The organism is Pelomonas sp. Root1444 (assembly GCF_001426885.1).
GTDB lineage: Bacteria > Pseudomonadota > Gammaproteobacteria > Burkholderiales > Burkholderiaceae_C > Pelomonas.
On sequence record NZ_LMFP01000013.1, the window covers coordinates 45,854 to 69,245 of the forward strand.

The following is a 23,392-nucleotide window of genomic DNA, read 5'->3' on the forward strand; positions in this document are numbered from 1 at the left end:
CTACTCTACCTATCGACCTTGATGCCAGACAGCTGCACCACACGTGCCCACTTGGTGGTTTCGGCGGCGATGAGGGCGGCGAACTCCGCGCCGCCGCTGCCCGGCATCAGCATGCCGCGGGCCGTCAGGCGCTCGCGCAGCGGGGCGGCCGACAGCGCCGCAACCGTGTCGCGCTCCAGCCGGGCGAGCTGCTCGGCCGGCTGGCTGCTGGGCGCGAACAGGCCGATCCAGGCGCTGGCCTCGTAGCCCTTCAGCGCCGTGCCGCCGGCCTCCTCGACGGTGGGCAGGTCGGGCAGGCCGGGGATGCGCCGCGAACTCGTCACGGCCAGCGGCAGCAGCTTGCCGGCGCGGATCTGCGGCAGCGCCGCGGGCAGGAAGTCAAACATCAAGTCCATGTTGCCGGCGATGACGTCCTGCTGGGCCGAGGCCGGGCTGCGGTAGGGGAAATGCAGCATGTAGGTCTCGGTCAGGCGCTTGAAGAGTTCGCCGGCCAGGTGGGAGGGGTTGCCGTTGCCGCCCGAGGCGATGTGCAGCCGGCCCGGCTGGGCGCTGGCGGCGTGCACGAGGTCGGCGAGCCGGCGTATGCCCAGCTTCTGGGCGATGGCCGGGTTGATGACCAGCACCAGCGGCATCGTCGCGATCAGGCTGACGGGCGCGAAGTCCTTCACCGCGTCATACGGCAAGCGGCGCGACAGCAGCGGGTTGATGGCGTGCGTGCTGACGCTGCCCATCAGCAGCGTGTGGCCGTCGCTGGCGACGGCGACCTCGGCGCTGCCGATGTTGCCGTCGGCACCGGGCCGGTTCTCGATGACGACCGGCTGGCCCAGGCCACGCTGCAGCTCGGGTGCGAGCAGGCGCGCGGCCAGGTCGGCCGCGCCACCCGGCGGGTAGGGCACGACGATGCGCAACGGCCGCGTCGGCCACGCGGCCAAGGGCTGCGCCGACGCGACAGGGGCGCCGGCAGCGGCCAGCCACAACAGCAGGCTGCGGCGCGGGATCGGCGTCATGTCGGTGGCCATTTGCGCATCGCTGTACCGGCTCAGCCCTGCGGCCCGAGCAGCACGGTGAGCCGCACCTGGCCGTGCAGGCAGGCGGCGTCGAAGTCCTGCAGGATGGCGGCCAGCGTGTCGGCGTCCACCGCCTCGACGGCGGCGATGCCGACGCCGCGGTTGCGGCCCTCGGACTTGGCCTTGTAGAGCACCATGTCGGCCCAGTTGACGGCCTGCTCCCAATGCAGGCGCAGCGCGGAGCCGCCACTGCCGCCCAGCGGGAAGCTGGCGAAGCCGACCGAGGCCGTGATGCGCAGCGGGCCGTCGGGCGTGGTGATCGCTTCGCTGCCGATGCTGCGCAGCACGCGCTCGGCCATCAGGGCCAGGTCGTTGCCGGGCCGCTCGGGCGCGAAGACCAGGAACTCCTCGCCGCCCCAGCGCACCACCAGGTCGGTGTCGCGCACCGCGGCGCTGATGCGCCGGCCGACCTCGACGATGACAGCGTCGCCGGCCGCATGGCCATGCTGGTCGTTGACGTTCTTGAAGTGATCGATGTCGATCATCATCAGCGCGCCCTGGAAGCCCTCGGACCGCATCTCGCGCGCCCGCTGGTCCATGACGGCCAGGAAATGGCGGCGGTTGGACAGGTCGGTCAGCGGGTCGCGCTCGCTTTGCGCGCGCAACAGGCGCTGGTTGGCCGTCAGCCGCGCCTGCGCCCGGCGCATGCGCAGCAGCGTGAGGCCGATCAGCGCGCTCGACAGCAGCAGCAGCGCGCCGACGGCGATGCCCAGCTGGGTCGCGAGCCGGCGGTTCTCGAGCTGCTGGTCCTTGAGCTGGCCGTCGCGCGCCAAGAGGTCGAGGTCACGCTGCCTGGCGGCGCTGTCGTACTTGCGGCGCAGCTCCTCGAGCGCGCTGGCGCGATTGCGCTCGTTGCTCTTCGCATTGAGCTCGCGCTCGGCGTGGAAGGCGGCCAGCGCCTCCTTGTACTGGCCCGCCTCGGCCCAGCTGTCGCTGAGCTCGCGCAGTTCCCGGGCGCGCGGCACCAGTTCGGCCGGGTCGGCGCCGAACTCGCCGACCCGGGCGAGCTCCTGGCGTGCCGCGTCGAACTGGCGCAGCTTGATGTGGGCGAGGGCGAGGTTGTGGTGCAGGCCGCGTTCGAAGAGCCGATCGCGGAAGCGCTGCAGCACGGGCATCGCCCGCTGGCCGGTGACCAGGGCCTCCTTCAGCAAGCCCTGGCGCATCAGGGCGTCCACCTGGTTGGACTGCAGGATGGCGGTCAGGTGGGGCGCGTCGGCCTGCGCGGCCAGCTGCAGGGCGACATCCAGCGCGTCGCGCGCGCCTTCGCGGTTGCCGGCGCGGTGCTCGACGACGCCTTCGTAGTTGCGCACGCGGGCGCTTGCGACCAGGTCGCCCTGGGCCTCGGCCAGTGCCGCGCGAATCTCGGCGCGGGCCGCGTCGCCATGCTCCCGGGTCTGCAGCACGCCGGCCAGCATGCCGTGGGCGAGCGCCGCGAGATGCCGGTCCTTGCCGGCGCGGGCCAGCGCGAGCGCGCGGCGCAGGCTGGCCTCGGCGTCGATGAAGGCGCCCTGGGCGTACTGCTGGCGGTGCAGCAGGCGCAGCGCCTCCCAGGCGCTTTGGACATCGCAGTCCAGCACCTCCACGGCGCGCACCTCGTCGCCGGCCGGGCAGTGCTTGTCCAGGCCCGTCAGCGCGCGCGCGGCCAGCGCGCCGGCGGGCTTGCCCAGGCGCTCCTGGATCAGCGCGCGCAGCACCCAGCTGCGGTCGACGCCGCCCTCGTGCGACAACAGCTGCACCGCAACGGCATCGGCCGCATCGGTCTGGCCGCCGGCCAGCAGCACGCGGCCGCGCGCCAGCAGCCAGGCGGCCTCGCGTGCGGGCGTCATGTCTGCGGGCCAGCGGCGGTCCAGCTCGGCCCGCATGGCGTCGGGGTCGTCGAAGGCGCGGCGCGTGAGGGTGGCCAGCAGGCTGCGCTCGGCCAGAAGGTCGGTCCGGAGGTCAGCGGCGGGCGCGGCCGGTGACGCCGCAGCGGCCAGCAGCAGCAGCACGAAGGCGATCAGGGCGGCTCTCATGCGTTGGCCGGCCGCGGGCCGCCGTCGAGGGAGGGCACGGCGCTGGCGGACGGCGCCGTGGCCACGCCGGGGCCGCTCAGCGCCAGCAGGCCGACCCGGCCTTCGCTCCAGGCGGCCTCCAGGCGCGCCGTCAGCTGGGCCGCGGCGATGGCGTCGGCAGCATCGATGCGCTCGACGCCATAGGCCTTGTTGCGGCCATGGCCCTTGGCGAGGTAGAGCACGGTGTCGACGAGGTCGATGGCACGCTCCCACGACAAGCGCAGGCCGTGCGGCGGCACCGGCAGGCTGACGAAGCCGACGGAGGCGGTGACGGGGATGTCGCGGCCCGCGTGGGCGACGGGCCTGCCGCCGATCAGGTCGAGCAGGCGCTGGGCGAGCTGCGGCGCGAACAGGCCCTCGCGGGTGCGGGCGACGATGAGGAACTCCTCGCCGCCCCAGCGCACGATGAGGTCGTCGTCGCGCACCGCTTCGCGCAGCCGCCGCGCGATCTCGACGAGGACGGCGTCGCCGGCGGAGTGGCCGAAGCTGTCGTTGATGCGCTTGAAGTGGTCCACGTCGACGAGGAAGACGCTGGCCGTCAGCCCCTCGGGGCCTGACAGGCTCTTGATGGCGGCCTGGAAATGGCGGCGGTTGGCCAGGCCGGTCAGCGGGTCGGTCTCGCTCTGGCGCTTCAGCGACGCATTGCTGTGCGCCAGCGCCTCGTTGGTGCGGCGCACGCGCCGGAAGGCCTGGTAGAGCAGGCCCAGCGACGCCGCCACGCAGCCACCCAGCGCGGCCCAGAGCATCAGCGCCAGGTTGTGCTGGTGGACCTGCTCGGACTTGAGCGCGTTGTCGCGGTTGAGCAGCTCGATGTCGCGGGCGCGCTGCTCGGCGTCCTGGCGCTCCTGGGCTTCCAGCAGCAGCTTGCGTGTCTCGTCGCGCAACACCTGCTCGCCCACGCGGCGGTGCTCGCGGTAGGCGCCGAAGGCGCCGGCCAGGTCGCCGGCCTTCTCCAGGTAGCCGGCCAGTTCGTTCCAGCTGCCCGACGCGTAGGCGAGCGCGCCCTGCCGCTCCAGCAACGCGATGCCGGCCTGCACGTCCGCACGGCCTTCGGCGACGCGGCCCATCGCGATCTTGGCCAGCCCGATGTTGGAGCGGGCGATGCTCTCGGCGCCGATGTTGCCCGTGGCGCGCGCCAGCGGCAGGGCCTGGCCGGCCAGCTCCAGCGCCCGCGCCGGCTGGGCGTGCTGCAGGTAGTAGTCGGCGAAGTTGGCCAGGCCGGTCGCGCGCACGGCGTCGGCGCCGGCGCGCGTAGCCTCCTCCAGCGCATCCAAGGTGGCCTGCAGCGTGATGGACTGGTCCGCATCGTCGGCATGCACGATGCCGCGCATCGTGTGGACCTGGTTCAGCGTCATCGGGTCGGGGTCCTTCAGCGCCTCGGCCAGCGCCTGCGCGACGATCTGGCGGGCGCGCGCCGGCGTGTCGGCGCGCAGCGTCGTGAAGGCCAGGTCCGACAGCGTCACCGCCACGCGCCACGGCCGGCCGAGCTGCTCGGCCAGGCGCAGCGCGCTGTGGCTTTCGGTCAGCGCGGCGTCGAGGTCGCCGATGTCGCTGGTGACGGCAGCGAGCTGGTAGTGGTGGCGCCAGCGGAAGGCGAGCCCCGCGGCGCCCAGCTGCTGGGGGTCCACCGCGGTCAGCAGCCGGCGCGCCTCGCGCAGGTCGCCCTGGGTGACCAGGTACTCGGCGCTGACGTTGGCGGCCGCGACGACCGCGTCGGCCCGCAGCGCGCCGGCCGGCCATTGGCGCAGCTGCTCCGCGATCTGGTCGCACAGCGGGCGGTCACGCGCATAGGCGGCCAGCAGGCCGCGCAGCGCCAGCGCGTCGAGCTGCGCGGCGCTGCCCGCCGGCAACCGGGCCGCGCGGGCGCGCAGCTGCTGCTCGTAGAGGGCCGGCTTGGCCCGTGCGGCACGCTCCAGGCGTTCGAAATCCTGGGCCAGGCTGGCATCGCCCGGCGCCGAGGCCGCGGCGGCCGTTGCCCGCGTGGCGCGCCCACCGGCCTCGCCGCCGTCCGAGCAGGCGGCCGCCAGCGCGAGCGCGGCCAGCGCTGCACACAGCGTCGAACGGGAAGCCAAAGGTTGGAGCATCGCGGCAATAGCGGCACGCATTGATGGCGCCGGGTCCACTCATTTCATCGCGTTTCCGCCGGCAAGCCGCGGGCACCGCGACGGCGGAACGTCCAAATTGCACGCGCAGCGAGGCGTTGGCCTCAGCCGGCCTGGCCCTGGTAGCCGCGCGGCACGGCGCCGAGCAGGCGGCGCGTGTATTCCTCACGCGGGGCGGCGATCAGCGCCTGCGTCTGCGCCTGCTCGACGACGTCGCCGTTCTGCATCACCAGCACCTCGTCGGCGATGAACTTGACGACCGCCAGGTCGTGGCTGATGAAGATGTAGCTGAGGCCGAACTCGTCCTGCAAGTCCTTCAGCAGGTTGAGCACCTGGGCCTGCACCGACACGTCCAGCGCCGACACGGCCTCGTCCAGCACCAGCACCTCGGGCTGCAGCGTCAGGCAGCGGGCGATGGCGATGCGCTGGCGCTGGCCGCCCGAGAACTCGTGCGGGTACTTGGCCATCGCGCTCTCGTCCAGGCCCACCTTCTGCAGCAGCGCCACGGCGCGCGCCTCGCGGTCGGCCGTGCTGGCGCCGATGCCGTGGATCTCCATCGGCTCGCGCAGCGTCTGGCCGATCGTGAAGCGCGGGTTCAGCGAGGCATAGGGGTTCTGGAACACGACCTGGATGCGGCGGCGCATCTGCTGCCAGTCGGCACCGCCCAGCGTCAGCAGGTCGCGGCCGTCGAACAGCGCCTGGCCGCTCATCGTGCCGCCGGTCTGCTCGTGCAGCCGCAGCAGCGCCAGGCCCATGGTCGTCTTGCCCGAGCCGGACTCGCCGACGACGCCCAGCGTGTGGCCGCGCTTCAGCTTGAAGCTGACGCCCTTGACCGCCTGGAACTCGCGCCGGCCGAACAGGCCGTCCTTGAGCCAGAAGCTCTTCTTCAGGCCGCTGACCTCCAGCACCACCGGTGCGTCGGGGTCCTTGGCCTTGCCCGGGCTGCCGGCAGCGCGGCCCGCGATGTGGTCGTCGATGACCATCAGCCGCGGCGCGTTGTCAGACAGCGACGGGCGGCACGCCAGCAGAGCCTTGGTGTAGGCGTCCTGCGGGGCGTTGAAGATCTGCGCGACCGGCGCGTTCTCGCGCACCTGGCCATGGCGCATGACGACGACCTGGTCCGAGATCTCGCCGACGACGCCGAGGTCGTGCGAGATGAACAGCAGGCTCATGCGGTGCGATTCCTTGAGCCGCGCCATCAGCTCCATGACCTGGCGCTGGATGGTCACGTCCAGCGCCGTCGTCGGCTCGTCGGCGATCAACAGCTTGGGCGAACAGGCCAGCGCCACGGCGATCATCACGCGCTGCTGCTGGCCGCCGGACATCTCGTGCGGATAGGCCTTCAGGCGCCGCCTGGGCTCGGGGATGCCGACCTCGTGCAGCAGTTCCTCGGCGCGCACCAGCGCCTGGCGGCGGCTGAGCCCCAAGTGCTTGCGCAAGGGCTCGCTGATCTGCGTGGCGACGTCGAAGACCGGGTTGAGCGAACTCATCGGGTCCTGGAACACGCAGGCGATGTCCTTGCCGCGGATGGCCTGCAGCTCGCGCATGCTGGCCTGCAGCAGGTCGCGGCCCTGGAACAGGATGCGGCCTTCGCGCTCGGCATTGCTGGGCAGCAGGTTGAGGACGGACATGGCCGTCACGCTCTTGCCCGAGCCCGACTCGCCCACCAGCGCCACGGTGCTGTTCTCGGGCACGTCGAAGCTGACGCCCTTGACGGCCAGCTGGCGCTGCATGACGCCGCCGGCCTTGCCCATGCGGAAGGCGACCTTGAGGTCTTGAATACTGAGCAACATGGTCACTCCAGACCTCTCAACTTCGGGTCCAACGCATCCCGCAGCGCATCCGTGAATAGCGCGAACGCGGTGACGAACACGGCCATGAAGGCGGCCACGACGGCGAGCTGCCACCAGTAGCCCAGGATCAGCTCGTTCTGCGCCTCGGCCAGCATCGTGCCCCAGGACACCTGGTCAACGCGAACGCCCAGGCCCAGGTAGCTCAGGATGACCTCGCTCTTGATGAAACTCACCACGTGCAGCGACAGCTGTACCAGCGCCACGTGGGACACATTGGGCAGGATGTGCCGGAACATGCGTGAGGCTTGCGAGGCGCCGATGGCCTCGGCCGAGCGCACATACTCGCGCCCACGGTGCTTGATGAACTCCGCCCGGATCAGGCGGTAGATGCCGGTCCAGCCGGTCAGCGCAAGGATGGACACGACCGCACCCACGCCACGCGGGAAGATGGCCGCGAAGGCAAAGATCAGCAGGATGCTGGGAATGGCCGTGAAGACGTTGTAGACCCACTCCAGCAGGTCGCCCACCTTGCCACCGAAGAATCCCGAGATGGCGCCAAGCAGGGTGCCGATCAACGTCGCGACGACGGCTGCCGCCAGGCCCACGAAGATGGACACCTCGGCGCCCTTGATGACCTTGGCCAGCACGTCGCGGCCCAGGCGGTCGCCGCCCAACGGCAGCGTCTCGGACTTGACCATCTCGTCGGTCTTGAAGGCCTTGGCGCGCTCGGCCCACTCGGCATAGCGCGGCGCCAGGGGGTCGATGTCAGACAGGTCGACGTTAGGGCCCTTGGGCGCGGCGATGGTGCCGGTGTCTTCCTGAGGCTGAGGGCCGAGCAGGGTCGGCGGCGCATTCGGCACGCCCACCTCCTGCTGCCATCTGGATGCGACCAGGTTGGTGGCGGCCAGCAGCACCAGGAGGAGGAAGGCGCCGACGACGGCCATCGACACGACGCCGACGCGGTCGGTGCGCAGGCGCCGCCAGGAAGCGGCCCAGACGCCGCCGGAGGAATTGGACACGGCGTTCATTTGAGGACGACTCGCGGGTCAACGAGCTTGTAGAGCAGGTCGACGACAAGATTCACGGTCATCGTCAACGCGGCGAGATAGATGGCGAACGCCTGAATGACCGGGTAGTCGCCGCGGTTGACCGCCAGATACAGCTCACGGCCCAGGCCAGGGATGGAGAAGAACACCTCGATGAGAAAGCTGCCTACCAGCACGCCCGGCAGCAGCACCGAGACATTGGTCAGGATGGGGATCATCACGTTGCGCAGTACATGCTTGAGCAGCACGGTGCCCTCGGTCAGCCCCTTGGCGCGCGCTGTGCGCACATAGTCATGGCCCAGCTCGTCAAGGAAAAAGCTGCGGTACAGGCGGATCTGCGGCGCCAGCGAAACGGCCACGGCAACAAGGATGGGCAGCGGCGCATAGGTCGTTAGGTTGGTCCAGTGGCTGCCCGTCCAGCCTTGCACCGGGAACCAGCCCAGGCGAAAGGCGAAGAAGTACTGCGACAGGATCACGTAGACCAGCAGCGAAATGGACACGGCCACCGTCGTGCAGATCATCACGGCGCGGTCGGTCAGGCTGCCGCGGACGGTGGCGACGGCCAGCGCGAAAGGGATGGCCAGCAACACCTCGAGGATGAGGACGGGCACAGTCACCGTCAGCGTCGCTGGCAGCCGGGTGGCAAACAGATTGGCCACCGACTCGTTGGTGGCCCAGCTGCGGCCCCAGTCGAAGGTGACGATCTGCTTGACGAAGATCCACAGCTGCTCCCAGACCGGCTTGTTCAGGCCGAGCTGCTCGCGGATCGATTCGATCATCTCCGGGCTCGCGTTCAGGCCGCCGAGGATGACGGTCGGGTCGTTGCCGAAGTACTTGAACAGAAAGAACACCAGCAGCACGACGCCGAGCAACGTCGGGATCATCTGCCACAGGCGTCGGACGAGATAGGCCGCCATCGGGGCTCCTAGAAACTACAAACCCCGCGACGGATGCGGGGTTACACGGGAAAACGCGTCGGAGTCTATGCGAGTCGGCACGGGGCACGGCTTGACGGTTTCACTAGACTGCGCGCTTTTCCAGCGCCCGCGCAACCCCTCGCAATGAAGCTTCACGCCCTGCTGACCGCCCTGTTGCTGACCAGCGCGCTGACCGCCACGCAAGCGCAGGGCACGCCACCGCAGAAGGTGCTGCGCTATGCCTTCAAGGTGGCGGAGACGGGCTTCGACCCGGTGCAGGTGACCGACAAGTATTCCAAGGACATCCTCGGCGGCATCCTCGACGCGCCGCTCGAATACGACTTCGGCGCCCGCCCCTTCAAGCTGCGGCCGGCGACCCTCTCGGAAATGCCCGAGATCAGCGCCGACTTCAAGACCATCACGATGCGCGTCAAGCCGGGCATCTATTTCTCCGACGACCCGGCCTTCAAGGGCAGGAAGCGTGAGCTGACGGCCGAGGACTATGTCTACAGCGTCAAGCGCCACTACGACCCGTATTGGAAGAGCGGCAACCTCTACCTGCTGGAGAACGTCAAGATCCTGGGCCTGTCGGAGCTGCGCACCGAGGGCATGCGCGCCAGGAAGCCCTTCGACTACGACCGCCCCGTCGAAGGCCTGAAGGCGCTGGACCGCTACACCTTCCAGCTCAAGCTGGGCGTGGCCGACCCGCGCTTCATCTACCAGTTCAGCGACGCCGGCTTCCTCGGCGCCGTGGCGCGCGAGGTGGTCGAGTTCTATGGCGACAAGATCATGGAGCATCCGGTCGGGACGAACGCGTTCCGCCTGGCAGAGTGGCGGCGCAGCTCGCGCGTGGTGCTCGAGAAGAACCCCAATTTCCGCGATGTGCGCTACGCCGAGGTCGCGCCGCCGGACGCCAGTGACAAGCTCAAGGCGGAGGTCGCTGCGCTGCAGGGCCGCAAGCTGCCCATGGTGGACCGCGTCGTCATCGACATCATCGAGGAGGCGCAGCCGCGCTGGCTGTCCTTCCTGCGCGGCGAGGCCGAGGTCATCGAGGAGGTGCCCATCGACTTCGCCGGCATCGCCATCCCCGGCAACCATCTGGCACCGAACCTCGCCAAGCAAGGCATCACGATGACGCGCTATCCGCGCGCCGACATCTCGCTGAGCTACTTCAACATGGAAGATCCGGTCGTGGGCGGCTACACGCCCGAGCGCATCGCGCTGCGCCGCGCGATCAACCTGGCCGTGGACCTGGACAAGGAAATCCGCCTGGTGCGCCGCGGCCAGGCGCTGAAGAGCCAGGGTCCCATCCCCACCGTGGCCTTCGGCCACGACCCGGCCTTCAAGTCGGAGATGAGCGAGTTCAGCCTCGCCAAGGGCAAGGCCTTGCTGGACTTGTACGGTTATGTCGACCGCGACGGCGATGGCTACCGCGAGCAGCCGGACGGCCAGCCGCTGGCCATCGAATACTCGACGCTGGCCGACGGCGAGCGCCGCCAGCTGGCCGAGCAGTGGCAAAAGAACATGGACGCGCTCGGCATCCGCATGACGTTCAAGATCGGCAAGTTCCCCGAGCAGCTCAAGGCCGCCAACGCGGGCAAGCTGCAGATGTGGGGCGTGGGCTGGGTCGGCACGACACCCGACGGCGACACCTTCCTGGCGCTGGGCTCGAGCAAGGCCAAGGGCAAGGCCAACAAGGCGCGTTTCGACCTGCCGGCCTTCGAGGCGATCTACGAAAAGCAGAAGGCCCTGCCCGACGGCCCGGAGCGGCTCGCGCTGATGACCGAGGCGCAGCGCCTGCTCGTCGCCTACGCGCCCTACAAGTTCCACGTCCACCGCATCTGGACCGACATGGCCCAGCCCTGGGTCAAGGGCTACAGCCGCAACCTGTTCGTGCGCGATTTCTGGAAGTACATCGACGTCGACCCCGCGGCGATGCCTCAATCGAAGTGAAGCCCAATAAGGCCAAGTGATGAAGCAGCTGCTCGCCGCCCTGGCCGTCTGTGCCGCACTGATCCCCGCTTCCGGCAGCCCTGCCGAGCCCGTCAAGACGCTGCGTTATGCCTTTCGCATCGCCGAGACCGGCTTCGACCCGCCGCGGCTGTCGGACATCTACTCGCGCACCATCACCGCGCACATCTTCGAAAGCCTCTACACGTACGACCCGCTGGCACGGCCGACGCGCATCGTGCCGCAGATCGCCGACGGCGAGCCCGAGATCAGTGCCGACTTCAAGACCTTCAAGTTCAAGGTCCGCCCCGGCATCTACTTCGCCGACGACCCGGCGTTCAAGGGCAAGAAGCGCGAGGTCACGGCGCAGGACTTCGTCTACAGCATCAAGCGCTATGCCGACCCCGCCAACAACGCCCAGGGCTGGATCAGCTACGAAGACGCGGGCCTCGTCGGCCTGGACGAGCTGCGCAGCCAGGTCATCAAGGCCAAGAAGCCGTTCCCCTACGACACCGAGGTGGAGGGCGTGCGCGCCCTGGACCGCTACACGCTGCAGCTCAAGACGCGAGATGCGCGCCCACGGCTGGTCGAGTCCATCCTCGCCGGCAACGATCTCTACGGTGCCGTCGCGCGCGAGGTCGTCGAGTTCTATGGCGACAAGATCATGGAGCATCCGGTCGGCACTGGGCCGTTCGTGCTGAAGGAATGGCGGCGCAGCTCGCAGATGGTCCTGGAGCGCAACCCGGCTTACCGCGAACGCCATTACGAGTCCGTGCCAGCGGCTGACGACGCGGAGGCACAAGCCATCCTCGCCAAATTCAAGGGCCGCCGCATCCCGATGGTCGACCGTGTCGTCGTCGACATCATTGTGGAGAACCAGCCGCGCTGGCTGGCCTTCTTGAACAATGAGCACGACTTCATGGAGCGCGTGCCCGAGGACTTCCTGACCCAGGCCGCACCCGGCGGCAAGATCGCGCCCAACCTGGCCAAGCGCGGCATGCAGGCGCTGTTCACGCTTGCGCCGGACATGACGCTGACCTGCTTCAACATGGACGATCCGGTCGTCGGCGGCATGACGCCCGACAAGGTCGCGCTGCGCCGGGCCATTTCGCTGGCCTATGACGTGAAGAAGGAGATCCGCCTCGCGCGTCGTGGCTTCGCCGTGCCCGGCCAGGCGCCCATCGTGCCTGGCACCACCGGCTACGACCCCGCGTTCAAAAGCGAGATGAGCGACTACGACCCGGCCCGCGCCAAGGCCCTGCTCGACATGTATGGCTATGTGGACAAGGACGGCGACGGCTGGCGCGACCTGCCCGATGGCCAACCCCTCGTGCTGACCCGCAACACCGAGCCCAACTCGCTGAGCCGTTCCGTCGACGAACTGTGGGAGAAGGCGCTGCGCGGCGTCGGCATCCGGCTGCAGGTCAGGATCCAGCAATGGCCGGAGAACCTCAAGGCGGCCCAGTCGGGCAACTACCAGATGTGGCCGGTGGGCTCGACCGCCGCGCAGCCCGACGGCCAGGGTGCGCTGCAGCGCTACTACGGCCCTGCCAGCGGCACGCAGAACCTGCCGCGCTTCAAGGATGCTCGCTTCGATGCCATCTACGACCGCATGCAGGCCCTGCCCGACGGCCCCGAGCGTGAAGCCTTGTTCCTCGAAGCCAAGCGCATCGCCGTCACCTATATGGCGTACAAGGTCCACGCCCACCGCGTGTTGATCGACATCCAGCAACCCTGGATGAGCGGCTACCGCCGCCCGCTGTTCTGGCAGGACTTCTGGCAGTTCGTCGACATCGATCCGGCCAAGCAGCCCGTCCGCTGATTTCCGCGGGCGCATTCCCGCGAATCGACCGCCTGTCGCAAGGGCGTGGCGGGCATGTGCCATGCCGGTAGGCTTCGCTTCATCCCCACCGAAAGGAGCCTCAAATGAACGACGCAGAAGAACTCGCCAAGCTGGCTGAACTGCATGCCCGCGGCGTGCTCAGCGACGAGGAGTTCGCCAAGGCCAAGGCCCGCGTGCTGGGCGGCCAGGCGGCCTACGGCGCCGGGGCGGCGCCGGCACCCCATGTCGGCGCCGTCAACGGCCTGCGCCGCGCCCGCGTGGACCGCTGGATCGGCGGCGTCTGCGGCGGCATCGCCCGCGCCACGGGGCTGGACTCCTGGGTCTGGCGGCTGATCTTCACGGTGCTGTTCCTGGCGTTTGGCAGCGGCATCCTGGTCTACGTGCTGCTCTGGATCTTCGTACCCGAGGAATGAGACACCCTGCGGCCCGGCGCGGCCTGCAAGGGGTCGGCCCTGACGGGCGTGCGTTGTTTCGTCGGTATGCTGAGCCGACAACTCCGGAGACAGCGGATGAAACAGCTCGCCGGCCTCGACGCCAGCTTCCTCTACCTGGAAACGCCGCAGATGCCGATGCATGTCGGCGCGCTGCACCTGCTGGAGCTGCCGGTCGGCTACGACGGTGACTATGTCGAGGACCTGCGCGAGCACATGCGGGCGCGCATGCCGCTGCTGCCGGCGCTGCGCCGCCGCCTCGTCGCGATGCCGCTGGGGCTGTCCAACCCCGGCTGGGTCGATGCCGACCCCGACCTCGAAGAGCACATCGTCGAGATCGCCTTGCCCGAGAACAGCGGCATGGCCGAGCTGGAGGCGCAGGTCGGCGCGCTGCACCCGGTGCTGCTGGACCGGTCTCGTCCGCTGTGGAAGTTCCACGTCTTCACCGGTGTCGAGTCCGGCCCCGAAGGCCAGCCGCGCGTCGCGCTCTACACGCAGCTGCACCATGCCGCCGTCGACGGCCAGGCCGCCGTCGCGCTGGCGCAGGTCATCCTCGACCTGAGCCCCGAGCCGCGTGCCGTCGAGGCTCTGGCCGCGCGCGGCAAGAAGCGCGGCCGGCTCGGCACCGTCGGCATGCTCAGCGCGGCCGTGTCGCAGCAATGGAAGCAGACCGTCAAGCTGGCCCGCTCGCTGCCGAATGCGGCCAGCATCCTCGGCGGCATGGCGGTCAAGTCGCTCGGCGGCGCGGCGGCCGAGGCGTCCGTCGACAAGCTGCGCACGCTGCTCGCCAACGTCGCGGCGCAGACGACGGCCGTCGTGCGCGGCAAGGCGGCCGTGTCCAACCTCGGCCCGGCGCCCCGCACGCGCTTCAACGTGAGCCTGTCCGACAAGCGCTCGTTTGCCGGCGTCACGCTGCCGCTGGCCGAGCTGAACCGCACCCGCAAGCGCCACCAGGCCAGCCTCAACGACGCGGTGCTTTTCGTCATCGGCGGCGCGCTGCGGCGCTACTTCGCCAAGCACGGCCCGCTGCCGCGCAAGAGCCTCGTCGCCGCAGTGCCCGTGTCCACGCGCGCCGCGGGCGACACCACGTCCAACAACCAGGCCACCATGACCTTCATGAGCCTGGGCACGCACCTGGCCGACCCGGCCGAGCGGCTGGCGCATGTCATGGCCGCGAGCAAGGCGATGAAGGCGCAGATGAGCCAGCTCAAGAGCCTGATGCCGACCGACTTCCCCAGCCTGGGCATCCCCTGGCTGATGCAGGCCGGCGCCATGCTCTACGGCCGCGCCAAGGTGGCCGAGAAGCTGCCCGTCGTCGCGAACGTAGTCATCTCGAACGTGCCGGGCCCGCAGCTGCCGCTGTACCTGGCCGGCGCGCAGATGCTGACCAACTACCCCACATCGATTGCCGTGCATGGCCTGGCACTGAACGTGACCGTGCAGACCTACAACCAGTCGCTGGACATCGGCATGATGGCCTGCGGCGAGGCGCTGCCGGAGATGGGCGAGCTGGCGGCGTATGTGGAGGCGGCGTTCATGGAGTTGCAGGCGCTGCCGGTGGTTGAGGTCGTCGAGCCGCAACCGGCGCCGGTGGTGAAGAAAGCGGTGGTGAAGAAGGCACCTGCCAAGAAGGTCGCAGCGAAGAAGACGGTGGCGAAAAAGGTCGCACCGGCCAAGCGGCGGGTGACCAAGGCCGCCTGAGGCGATTCAGGGCCTCAACGATGAACAGCCGGACACGTTGCCAAGGCTGCGGCGCAAAACTGCCGTCTGCCGAGGCCGTGTGCGCGCATTGCGAAGCGGAGCTCGTCACCGAAACACCGAAGCCCGTGGGCAAGTACGCCTGCCCTCACTGCAATGGGCGGTTCGCAAAGCCTGCTCAGGTCCGTTGGCCGCCAAAGGTGCCCTGGTGGCGGCCCGCCATGGAGCGAATGCAATGCCCGCATTGCGACACGCCATTGCGTGATCGTCGCCAACCAGACATCCACCGCGGATTCATACCGCTGATGCTGATCGCGGTGCTGTCCATCCAGATCCTTGTGGCCGACCGGACGCTGCGTAGCTGGCTCGGCTTCCTGCTGGTGCTCGGCAGCCTTAGCTATTTCTTCTGGCGCACGGAACGCGGCGTCGTCGAGCGTGACCGCTATGCCGCCGGCTCTTCGCGACGCTTCGCCACCGGAGGCACCGAGCAGCCCGGCGTGGCACAACAGCGTCAGAGTGATTCGCCCGACTGAGAGTCGCCAACGCGACACCCCGGCCCCGGGCAAGCACGACCCGAAAACAGGCGACAGCTGGCTAACATCGCCGAGCTGCCCCGATACCGCTACCGCATGCCAGCCATCCGCTCGCCGCGCTTCTCGCGCTGGCAACAAACGCCCTCCTCCCACCACCCCGACTGGCCCGACCTGCGCGCTCCCAATGCCTGGCTGCTGATGCTGGAAAGCCGGGCGCCCTGGGAATACGCCGCGCTGCTCGCCGCGCTGCCCTGGCTCAAGAAACTGCCGCATGGCGACGGGCACCCGGTGTTCGTCTTTCCCGGCCTGGGCGCCAACGATCTGACAACGGCTCCGCTGCGTGCGCTGCTCGACTCGCTCGGCTACGCCACCCAGCCCTGGGGCCAGGGCTTCAACTTCGGACCGCGCGCGGGCGTGCTGGAGCAAGCCCAGGCCGACCTCCAGGCGCTGCACCGGCGCCACCATCGCAAGGTGAGCCTGCTGGGCTGGAGCCTGGGCGGCATCTACGCGCGCGAGCTGGCCAAGGCGTGCCCCGAGCTGACGCGCTGCGTCGTCACGCTGGGCACGCCGTTCACCGGGCACCCGCGCGCAACCAACGCCTGGCGCTTCTTCGAGCTGGTCAGCGGCCATGCGTCCAACGACCCCGAACTGATGGCGCAGATCCGCCAGGCCCCGCCAGTGCCCACGACGTCGATCTACTCCAAGAGCGACGGCGTCGTCGCCTGGCGCTGCAGCGTCAACGAGCCGTCACCGCTGGCCGAGAACATCGAGGTCCAGGCCAGCCACATCGGCCTGGGCGTCAACCCGATCGCGCTGTATGCGCTCGCGGACCGGCTGGCGCAGCCGGAAGGCCACTGGCAGCCGTTCGAGCCCAAGGGGGCGAGGCGGTGGTTCTACAAGACGCCGGTGCAGCCGTAGAACGCCCTGGCAGCCGCCGGGCACGCATCGTGCAGCGTGCGCGACGTGCTCTTGTGAGCTGTTGACAACCCCTCCATGCCCTGGACCTTTGCCCATCCCGCAGCCATCCTGCCGCTGCGTTCGCTGTGCCCCCGCTGGCTCTCACTACCCGCCCTGATCCTGGGGGCCATGGCCCCCGACTTGAGCTACTACGTCGGCATGCACGGCGCCTGGCGCACCTTTTGCCACACACTGATGGGCGTCCTGACCGTCTGTCTGCCGGTCTGCCTGCTGTTGTTGGACCTCATGCAGCGGTGGCCGCGCCCGCTGACCGTGCTGCTGCCAGAGCCTCACCGGTCATTGGTGCGCGGCGAGCTGCAGCCGCCGCCGCAGGCGGCCGTCGCGCGCTGGGCGGTCGCTGTGCTCTCCATCCTGCTCGGCGCGGCAACCCACCTGCTGTGGGACCTCTTCACCCACCCGGTGCCGCCACTCACGGACCTCCTGCCCTGGCTGGCCCAGCCACTGCTGACCTTCCTGGGCCGGCCGCTGACGGTCGCCCGGCTGCTGCAGCACCTGAGCACCGTGGCCGGCGCGCTGGTCCTTGCCGTCGCCTACGCCCGGGCGGTGCGCAGGCAGCCGGACCGCCCGGAAGCGCCGAACCCGCGGCGCGCCCGCGTGCTGTGGGCCTGCCTGGCGGCGGCGCTCGCGGTCGGCGCACTGTCGGCCTGGGCCCTCACGCCCGACACGCTGCCCGGCTACCCGATGCGCCGGCTGGTGCGCACGGTCGTCTGGAGCACCAGCTGCTTCGCCACGCTGTTCGTCATCGCCAGCGTGGCCTGGTGGCGCCGCGTGGGTGACGCCTGAAGCCCTGCGCCGCGCCGCTGCCCCATCTCGCGGTAAGGTATCGCCCTTAACCCGGACCTCCCCCATGCAACACCACACCCTCGCCGCCGACGACAAGGCCGCCAAGAAAGACGCCCCCGAGAAGATGGAAGAGCAGCTGCTCTTCAAGGGCCGCTTCGTGATGATCTTTGGCGAGATCGACGACAAGATGGCCCACGCCACCTGCCGCCGCCTGCTGGCGCTGAGCCAGGAATCCGACGCGCCGATCACGCTGTTGATCTCCAGCCCCGGCGGCCATGTGGAGAGCGGCGACGCCATCCACGACATGATCCGCTTCGTGCGCGCGCCGGTGAACATGGTCGGCACCGGCTGGGTGGCCAGCGCCGGCACGCACATCTACCTGGCTGTGCCCAAGGAGCGCCGCTTCGCGCTGCCCAACACGCGCTTCATGATCCACCAGCCTGCTGGCGGCGCTGGCGGCCAGGCCAGCGACATCGCCATCCAGGCCAAGGAAATTCTGCGCGCCCGCGAACGCCTGGCAGCCACCATCGCGCGCGAGACCGGCCAGCCGCTGGAGCGCGTGCGCGCCGACATCGAACGCGATTTCTGGATGAGCACTGAGGAGGCCATTGCCTACGGCCTGGTGGCGCGCGTCATCGAGCGCCAGGTCGATCTGGGCTGATCCGCGCCGTGCAGCTCAGCGCCAACGGCGTCCGCATCGAAGCCGAGGTCCACGGGCCGGACGACGGCGAGCCGCTGCTGATGATCATGGGCCTGGGCATGCAGCTGGTGGCCTGGCCCGACGGCTTGGTTGGCGAGTTGGCGGCCCGGGGCTTCCGGGTCATCCGCTTCGACAACCGCGATGTCGGCCTCTCCCAGCCTTTTGACGAGCTGGGCCTGCCCAGCCTGCCGCTGGCGGCGTTGCTTCACACCTTCCACCTGCCGGTCAAGGCGCCCTACCAGCTTGCGGACCTCGCGCGGGATGCCGTCGGCGTGCTGGACGCGCTGGGCATTGCCCAGGCCCACGTCTGCGGCGCCTCCATGGGCGGCATGGTGGCCCAGCACCTAGGCTTCGCCCACGCCGGCCGCGTCAAGAGCCTGGCGCTGATGATGACCACCAGCGGCCACCGCGGCCTGCCTGCGCCCAGTTTGAAAGTCCGGCGCGCGCTGATGTCCCGCCCCCGGCCGGGCAGCACGCCGGCGCAGAAGCTCGACCACATCCTCGACCACTACGTCAGCCTGTACGGCGTCATCGGCAGCCCCGGCTACCCGACCGAGCCGCGCGCGCTGCGCGAGCGCATCGCGCGGGGCGTGAAGCGCTCCTATCGCCCGCAGGCGGTGCTGCGCCAGCTCGTCGCCATCGCGGCCGACAGCCACCGCGCCGAGCGCCTGCCGCGCATCACGGCGCCGACGCTGGTCATCCACGGCGAGCACGACGCGCTGATCCCGGTCGCCGCGGCGCATGACCTGGCGCAGCGCATTCCCGGCGCGCGGCTGGAGATCATCCCGGGCTGGGGCCACGACCTGCCCGAGCCGCTGTGGCCACGCCTGGCGGACGAGGTGGCGCGGAACGCCGGGCTCTGAGCCGGCGGCCAGGCGCGCTCAGCGTGAGCGCACCTCGGCCTTGATCTCGACCGTCGTGCGCTGCTTGTCCTCGCCCTCGACGGTCAGCGTCAGCGGCACGGTGTCACCCACCTGGACCGGCTTCTTCAGCCCCATCAGCATGACGTGATAGCTGCCCGGCTTGAGCGCCACGGCCTGGCCGGCCGGCAGCGGCAGCGCGTCGACGGCGCGCATCTTCATGACGCCGTCATCCATCTTCATCTCGTGGATCTCCACCATCGCCGCCACCGGCGAGCTGGCCGCGACGACCTTGGCCGGCTTGGCCGACGTCAGCTGCATGAAGGCGCCGGTGGCCTTCTGCGGCGCCACGGTGGCGCGCACCCAGGGATCGTCGACCTTGACTTGGGCCTGCGCGGCGAAGGAGGCGAACAGGACGGAGGCGAGCAGCAGGCGATGCATGGCGGGTGGCTTCAAGACAACAAGGCCCACATTGTGCGCAGTCCGCGGCAAGGGCGACCAGGCGCCCTTCGGCAAGCGGCACGCCCATCAATGCGGCGCGGCTTCCTGAAGGAATGGCAGGGCCACGCCCGCCAGCTTCGGCGAAGCGAAGATCTCATAGTGGGTGAGGTCGGGCAGCACCGCCAGGCGGTGCATGGGCATGTGCTCGCGCTGCCAGCCCGGGTCCCGCAGGCCGCCGCCAAGCGCCTGCCAGCACAGGACCATATGCTCGGGGCGGATCATGTCGGCGTCGGCATAGACCAGCAGCACCGGCATGCGCAGCTGGCGCGCGTCGACGGTCCAATCGAAGCGTTCGCGCAGCAGGCCACCCACGGCATCAAGCAGGGCCGGAAAGTCCCCGGGTCGCGGCGCGACCTCGGCATAGGCCTTGTGCAGCGGCGTGCTGCGCATGGCCGGCGCCGCGGCGGCGCCCAGGTGGCTCTGCTGGGCGACGATGTCCGGGTACCAGCCGTCGTTGGCAAAGGGGGTCGACACCAGCACCAACCGGCGCACTTGCCGGGGATGTTGCACGGCGAGCCGCAAGGCCACCCATCCACCAAGCGAATAACCCATGGCATCTGCCTGCTGCACACCCAGGCGCGTGAGCAGCTCGGCCATGTCGTCCGCCATGGCCTGTCGGGACAGCGGCCGCTCGCCGAGCGGCGTGCGGCCGTGGCCTTGAAGGTCGACCAGGATGACCTGTCGCTGTCGCGCCAACAGCGGCACCAGCGGCGCCATCATCCGCAGGTCGCCCAGGCCGCCGTGCAGCACGAGCAGAGGCGGGCCGTCGCCGTGGATCTCGTAGTGGTAGTCCACGCCTCGGATGGCCTCGTGGCCGGCGCGTGAATGGGGTGTATGAGTGGGCATCGTGGCAACCTCCAGGGGGGCTTTGGTCAAGGAACAGGCGACTTGCGCCAGCGCTGCCACCAGCGCGGTCAGCACGCCGATGGCCCAGCGGCGCAGGGAGCCGCGTTCGAAAGCTGTGAGTGACATGGTTCGCTCCGGGTTCAGGCCGTGATTCGCAGGCCGCACAAGCCTGCAACGATGAGGGCCGCCACGGTGGCAGCCAGCGCCAGCCCGGCCCACCAGCCCCGGTTGGCAACGTGCTGCTGCCAGCCATGCGCCAGCAGCACCACGCGCAGCCCGCAGGCCAGGTGGACGAGCACACAGAACACGCCCAGCGCATAGTGGGGCAGCAGGCGGATGCTCCAGGCGTCGTGCAGCAATCCCACCGGCGCGCCTGATGCCCAGGCCCAGTCGGTGTCCACGCCATTCAGCAGTCTTGCCGACACCAGCGCCGAGTTCAGGTGGGTCAGTAGGAAGAAGCCGGCATAGACGCCCGTGGCCACCTGCACGGCCCGGTACCCGTCCATGGCCCGGGCGCTCCAACGCCACGCCAGCCCTGCGCCGAAGGCCACCTGCAAGAGCAACAGCACGACCAGCACGGCTTCCACGGCCGGCGAGCGATACAGGCTGCGGCCCAGATGCATCACCGAGGCATGCACCTGCGGCCCAAGCAAGCCGGCCAGATGGTTGACGAGATGGAAGGCGATGAAGGCCAGCACCAGGGCGGCGATCACCCCATGCACCACGCGCGCCGTCGCATCCGGCGGCCGGCCCATGCCGGCTGGCGCTTTCGAATCGGCCACTCCCAGCCACGCAGCCACCGCAGCCCACAGGCCCACCCAGGCCACCGGCTCGGGCAGGGGCTTTTCCAGCACGCGCAGCACGAAGGACAGGGACACGAAAAGCGGTGGCGCCGCAAAGGCCAGCAAGGCCAGCTGGCGCGCGCGTCGCTCGAACACCGAGCGGGGCGACCGCGGCGCCAAGCCCAACCACCAAGCCGCCGCCAGCAGCGGCATCGCCAAGGCGCCGAGCAGCATCAGCATCCGTGCGGACTCGGCCACGGCGTGGGCGCCACGCAGCCAGAAGGGCCAGGACATCACCGCGAGCGCCGGCACGAAGGCCAGCAGCGGCTGGGCGGGACGCTCCCTCTTCACTGCTACCGATCGAATCGTGACGCCCATGATTTGCACCTCGCTGGCCGGCAGCCCCGCGGCGCTCGGCATGGTTGCACTCTCCGCGAGAATGGCCCGACGAAACAGAGCCATTTCGGCCCAAATTGACCAGGCCATGAATCAGCCGCCCCATGCCGCCCTGCTCAGCACCCTCACCCTGGAGGCGGCTTCGGCATTGCCACTGCAGGAGCAGCTCTACCAGCGCCTGCGCGAGGCCATTGCACAAGGCCGGCTGGCGCCCGGCGAGCGCCTGCCGTCAACGCGCAGCCTTGCGGCACAGCTCAACGTATCGCGCGGCACCGTGGATGCGGCCTATGGGCGCCTGGCCGGCGAAGGCTGCATCCTGGGCCGCGGTGCGGCCGGCACGGCGGTCGCTCCCGACCTCACCCCTGCCACGCTCGCACCGCGGTCGGCCGGCGCGTCGCCGGTCTCGACCTTCGCCTTGCCCGACGACTTTCTTTGGCCTTTTCGCGGCGGCATGCCGGCCCTGGACCTGTTCCCGCGCACACAGTGGGCGAGCCTGGCCGTCCAGGCTGCGCGCCGGCTGGATGCGTCACGGCTGTGCTATCCGGACCCGCGCGGCCTGCCGGAGTTGCGCAGCGCCATTGCCGCGTACCTGCAGGTGTCGCGCGGCATCGCCTGCGATCCGGCGCAGGTGTTCGTCACGGCGGGCTATCAGGCAGCGTTGCAACTGGTCGTGGGCCTCGTCACGCAGCCTGGCGACGAGGCGTGGTTCGAGGACCCGGGTTACCGCTTCGCCCGCCGTGCGCTGCTCGGCGCCGGCTTGCGGCTGGGCATGGTGCCCGTCGACGCCTCGGGGCTGGACATCGCCTACGCCAAGCGCCACCACCCGGCCGCGCGCCTGGCCGTGGTCACGCCTGGCCACCAGAGTCCGCTGGGCATGCCCTTGGCTCCACCGCGCCGCAAGGCATTGCTGGACTGGGCCGACTCGGCCGACGCCTGGGTGCTGGAGGACGACTACGACAGCGAGTTCCACTACGCCGGCCGCAAGCCCGCGGCGCTCAAGAGCGTCGACCGGCACGACCGCGTGTTCTACGCCGGCAGCTTCAGCAAGACGCTATTCCCCGGCCTGCGGCTGGGTTGCCTGGTCGTGCCGTCGGCCTGGATCGATGCCGCGACAGCCGCCAGCGAGTTGTCCCACCGCGGCCACGCACTGCTGGACCAGGCCACCCTCGCCGCCTTCATGGCCGACGGCCACTACGCCCGCCATCTGCGCCGCATGCGACTGCGGTACGCCGAGCGCAGCACGGCCCTCGCGGCGGCCCTGCAGCAGCGCTTCGGCCGGCACATCGAACTGGCCGCGCCCGAAGGCGGCCTGACGCTGCTGGCCCGCTTTCCGGGCCATGCGGCCGATACGGAATTGGTGAAGCAGGCGCGCAGCGAAGGTCTCGCGCCCTCTGCGCTTTCCGCACACGCCACCACTCACGCCGCCGGCCAGGGTTTGCTGATCGGCTTCACCCAAGTGCTGCCGGACAAGGCGCCGGAGATGGCTGCACGCCTGAAGAAGGCGATCGGCTGAACCCGAGCTGCATCCGCGCAAGCCGTGCTTGACGGCAACTGTCCTTGTGTACTATCGTACTAGTACACATTGGCACCAGCACATGGACCCCATCCACTTCGTCCAGATCAACACCGGCTCGCCCGAGCCCATCTACCGCCAGCTCGTCGAGCAGGTGAAGCGGCGCGTGGCCGCCGGGCAGCTGAAGGCGGGCGACGAGATCCCGTCGGTGCGCGAGCTGGCCCAGGCGCTGGCCGTGCACCCGATGACCATCTCCAAGGCCTATTCGCTGCTGGAGTCCGACGGCGTGCTGGAGCGCCGCCGCGGGCTGTCCATGGTCGTCGCCGCGCAGCACCGGCGCGCCCAGCCCACCGCCGACCGCGTCGAGCTGCTGCGCCCGACGCTGGAGAAGGCTGCCGCCGAGGCCCGGCAGCTGGAGCTGCCCAAGGCCCAGGCCGTGCAGTTGTTCAAAACCATCCTTGACGAGCAGGGGGCCTCTTGAGGCTACGGGAGGTGGATGCGTTGCCACTCAAAAGCCCGCGAGCAAGGCGCGAAACGAAGCTGGGGTCGCTCCCAGCGAGGCTTCGCAACGCCGCGCGCGGGCTTTTGAGTGACAACCCTTC

Annotated in this window: 20 protein-coding genes; 11 read left to right on the forward strand and 9 right to left on the reverse strand. The window is 69.8% G+C overall.

Going from position 1 to position 23,392, the window contains the following annotated elements; genetic code table 11:
• Positions 1-5 precede the first annotated feature (5 nt).
• The 6 genes from ASD35_RS13735 to ASD35_RS13760 form a co-directional block, all read right to left on the reverse strand.
• Positions 6-1,007 (reverse strand): tripartite tricarboxylate transporter substrate binding protein, encoded by a 1,002-nt coding sequence (locus ASD35_RS13735; protein WP_157275592.1) that lies wholly within the window; start codon positions 1,005-1,007, stop codon positions 6-8.
• A gap of 32 nt (positions 1,008-1,039) precedes the next feature.
• Positions 1,040-3,079 carry a diguanylate cyclase gene (locus ASD35_RS13740; protein WP_056875519.1) on the reverse strand — a complete coding sequence of 680 codons (2,040 nt, stop codon included), beginning with the start codon at positions 3,077-3,079 and terminating at the stop codon, positions 1,040-1,042.
• The gene (locus ASD35_RS13745) at positions 3,076-5,202 is read right to left on the reverse strand and encodes a diguanylate cyclase (protein ID WP_157275557.1); all 2,127 of its coding nucleotides are present in this window, start codon (positions 5,200-5,202) and stop codon (positions 3,076-3,078) included. The genes ASD35_RS13740 and ASD35_RS13745 overlap by 4 nt, the downstream gene beginning before the upstream one ends.
• A 122-nt stretch (positions 5,203-5,324) precedes the next feature.
• Positions 5,325-7,013, reverse strand: a complete 1,689-nt coding sequence (locus ASD35_RS13750; protein ID WP_056875521.1) for an ABC transporter ATP-binding protein — start codon at positions 7,011-7,013, stop codon at positions 5,325-5,327.
• Between the two features lie 2 nt (positions 7,014-7,015).
• Positions 7,016-8,041 (reverse strand): ABC transporter permease, encoded by a 1,026-nt coding sequence (locus ASD35_RS13755; RefSeq protein ID WP_056875522.1) that lies wholly within the window; start codon positions 8,039-8,041, stop codon positions 7,016-7,018.
• On the reverse strand, positions 8,038-8,976 hold the full coding sequence (locus tag ASD35_RS13760; protein ID WP_056875523.1) for an ABC transporter permease: 939 nt from the start codon (positions 8,974-8,976) through the stop codon (positions 8,038-8,040). The genes ASD35_RS13755 and ASD35_RS13760 overlap by 4 nt, the downstream gene beginning before the upstream one ends.
• Before the next feature lie 144 nt (positions 8,977-9,120).
• Here ASD35_RS13760 and ASD35_RS13765 point away from each other — a divergent pair, with 144 nt between their 5' ends.
• The 9 genes from ASD35_RS13765 (at position 9,121) to ASD35_RS13805 (ending at position 18,755) form a co-directional block, all read left to right on the forward strand.
• Positions 9,121-10,929 carry an ABC transporter substrate-binding protein gene (locus tag ASD35_RS13765; RefSeq protein WP_056875524.1) on the forward strand — a complete coding sequence of 603 codons (1,809 nt, stop codon included), beginning with the start codon at positions 9,121-9,123 and terminating at the stop codon, positions 10,927-10,929.
• A gap of 19 nt (positions 10,930-10,948) precedes the next feature.
• On the forward strand, positions 10,949-12,748 hold the full coding sequence (locus ASD35_RS13770; protein ID WP_056875525.1) for an ABC transporter substrate-binding protein: 1,800 nt from the start codon (positions 10,949-10,951) through the stop codon (positions 12,746-12,748).
• A 104-nt stretch (positions 12,749-12,852) separates the two neighbouring features.
• Positions 12,853-13,182, forward strand: coding sequence for a PspC domain-containing protein (locus ASD35_RS13775; RefSeq protein WP_056875526.1), 330 nt, complete (start codon positions 12,853-12,855; stop codon positions 13,180-13,182).
• A gap of 96 nt (positions 13,183-13,278) precedes the next feature.
• Entirely contained in the window at positions 13,279-14,901 is a 1,623-nt protein-coding gene (locus ASD35_RS13780) for a wax ester/triacylglycerol synthase family O-acyltransferase (protein ID WP_162254462.1), read from the forward strand.
• A 20-nt stretch (positions 14,902-14,921) separates the two neighbouring features.
• Complete coding sequence (locus ASD35_RS27245; RefSeq protein ID WP_157275558.1) at positions 14,922-15,431, forward strand: hypothetical protein; 510 nt, start codon at positions 14,922-14,924, stop codon at positions 15,429-15,431.
• A gap of 96 nt (positions 15,432-15,527) precedes the next feature.
• Positions 15,528-16,349 (forward strand): triacylglycerol lipase, encoded by an 822-nt coding sequence (locus ASD35_RS13790; RefSeq protein ID WP_082580146.1) that lies wholly within the window; start codon positions 15,528-15,530, stop codon positions 16,347-16,349.
• Between the two features lie 75 nt (positions 16,350-16,424).
• Positions 16,425-17,192, forward strand: a complete 768-nt coding sequence (locus tag ASD35_RS13795) for a DUF4184 family protein (protein ID WP_082580147.1) — start codon at positions 16,425-16,427, stop codon at positions 17,190-17,192.
• Between the two features lie 64 nt (positions 17,193-17,256).
• On the forward strand, positions 17,257-17,853 hold the full coding sequence (locus tag ASD35_RS13800) for an ATP-dependent Clp protease proteolytic subunit (protein ID WP_056875529.1): 597 nt from the start codon (positions 17,257-17,259) through the stop codon (positions 17,851-17,853).
• Between the two features lie 8 nt (positions 17,854-17,861).
• Entirely contained in the window at positions 17,862-18,755 is an 894-nt protein-coding gene (locus ASD35_RS13805; protein ID WP_056875530.1) for an alpha/beta fold hydrolase, read from the forward strand.
• A gap of 18 nt (positions 18,756-18,773) precedes the next feature.
• On the opposite strand, the gene ASD35_RS13810 is transcribed toward ASD35_RS13805, so the two are convergent.
• The 3 genes from ASD35_RS13810 to ASD35_RS27600 all read right to left on the reverse strand — a co-directional run bounded on the left by ASD35_RS13810 (position 18,774) and on the right by ASD35_RS27600 (position 21,301).
• Positions 18,774-19,193 (reverse strand): copper chaperone PCu(A)C, encoded by a 420-nt coding sequence (locus tag ASD35_RS13810; protein WP_056875531.1) that lies wholly within the window; start codon positions 19,191-19,193, stop codon positions 18,774-18,776.
• 87 nt (positions 19,194-19,280) lie between these two features.
• Complete coding sequence (locus ASD35_RS13815) at positions 19,281-20,225, reverse strand: alpha/beta fold hydrolase (RefSeq protein ID WP_082580148.1); 945 nt, start codon at positions 20,223-20,225, stop codon at positions 19,281-19,283.
• Between the two features lie 14 nt (positions 20,226-20,239).
• Positions 20,240-21,301 (reverse strand): hypothetical protein, encoded by a 1,062-nt coding sequence (locus ASD35_RS27600; protein ID WP_056875532.1) that lies wholly within the window; start codon positions 21,299-21,301, stop codon positions 20,240-20,242.
• A 64-nt stretch (positions 21,302-21,365) separates the two neighbouring features.
• Between ASD35_RS27600 and ASD35_RS13825 the strand changes: the two genes are divergently transcribed.
• Together ASD35_RS13825 and ASD35_RS13830 are read left to right on the forward strand one after the other, a co-directional pair.
• Positions 21,366-22,790 carry a PLP-dependent aminotransferase family protein gene (locus ASD35_RS13825; RefSeq protein ID WP_056875533.1) on the forward strand — a complete coding sequence of 475 codons (1,425 nt, stop codon included), beginning with the start codon at positions 21,366-21,368 and terminating at the stop codon, positions 22,788-22,790.
• A gap of 82 nt (positions 22,791-22,872) precedes the next feature.
• Positions 22,873-23,271 (forward strand): GntR family transcriptional regulator, encoded by a 399-nt coding sequence (locus ASD35_RS13830; RefSeq protein WP_056875534.1) that lies wholly within the window; start codon positions 22,873-22,875, stop codon positions 23,269-23,271.
• The last annotated feature ends 121 nt before the right edge of the window (positions 23,272-23,392 follow it).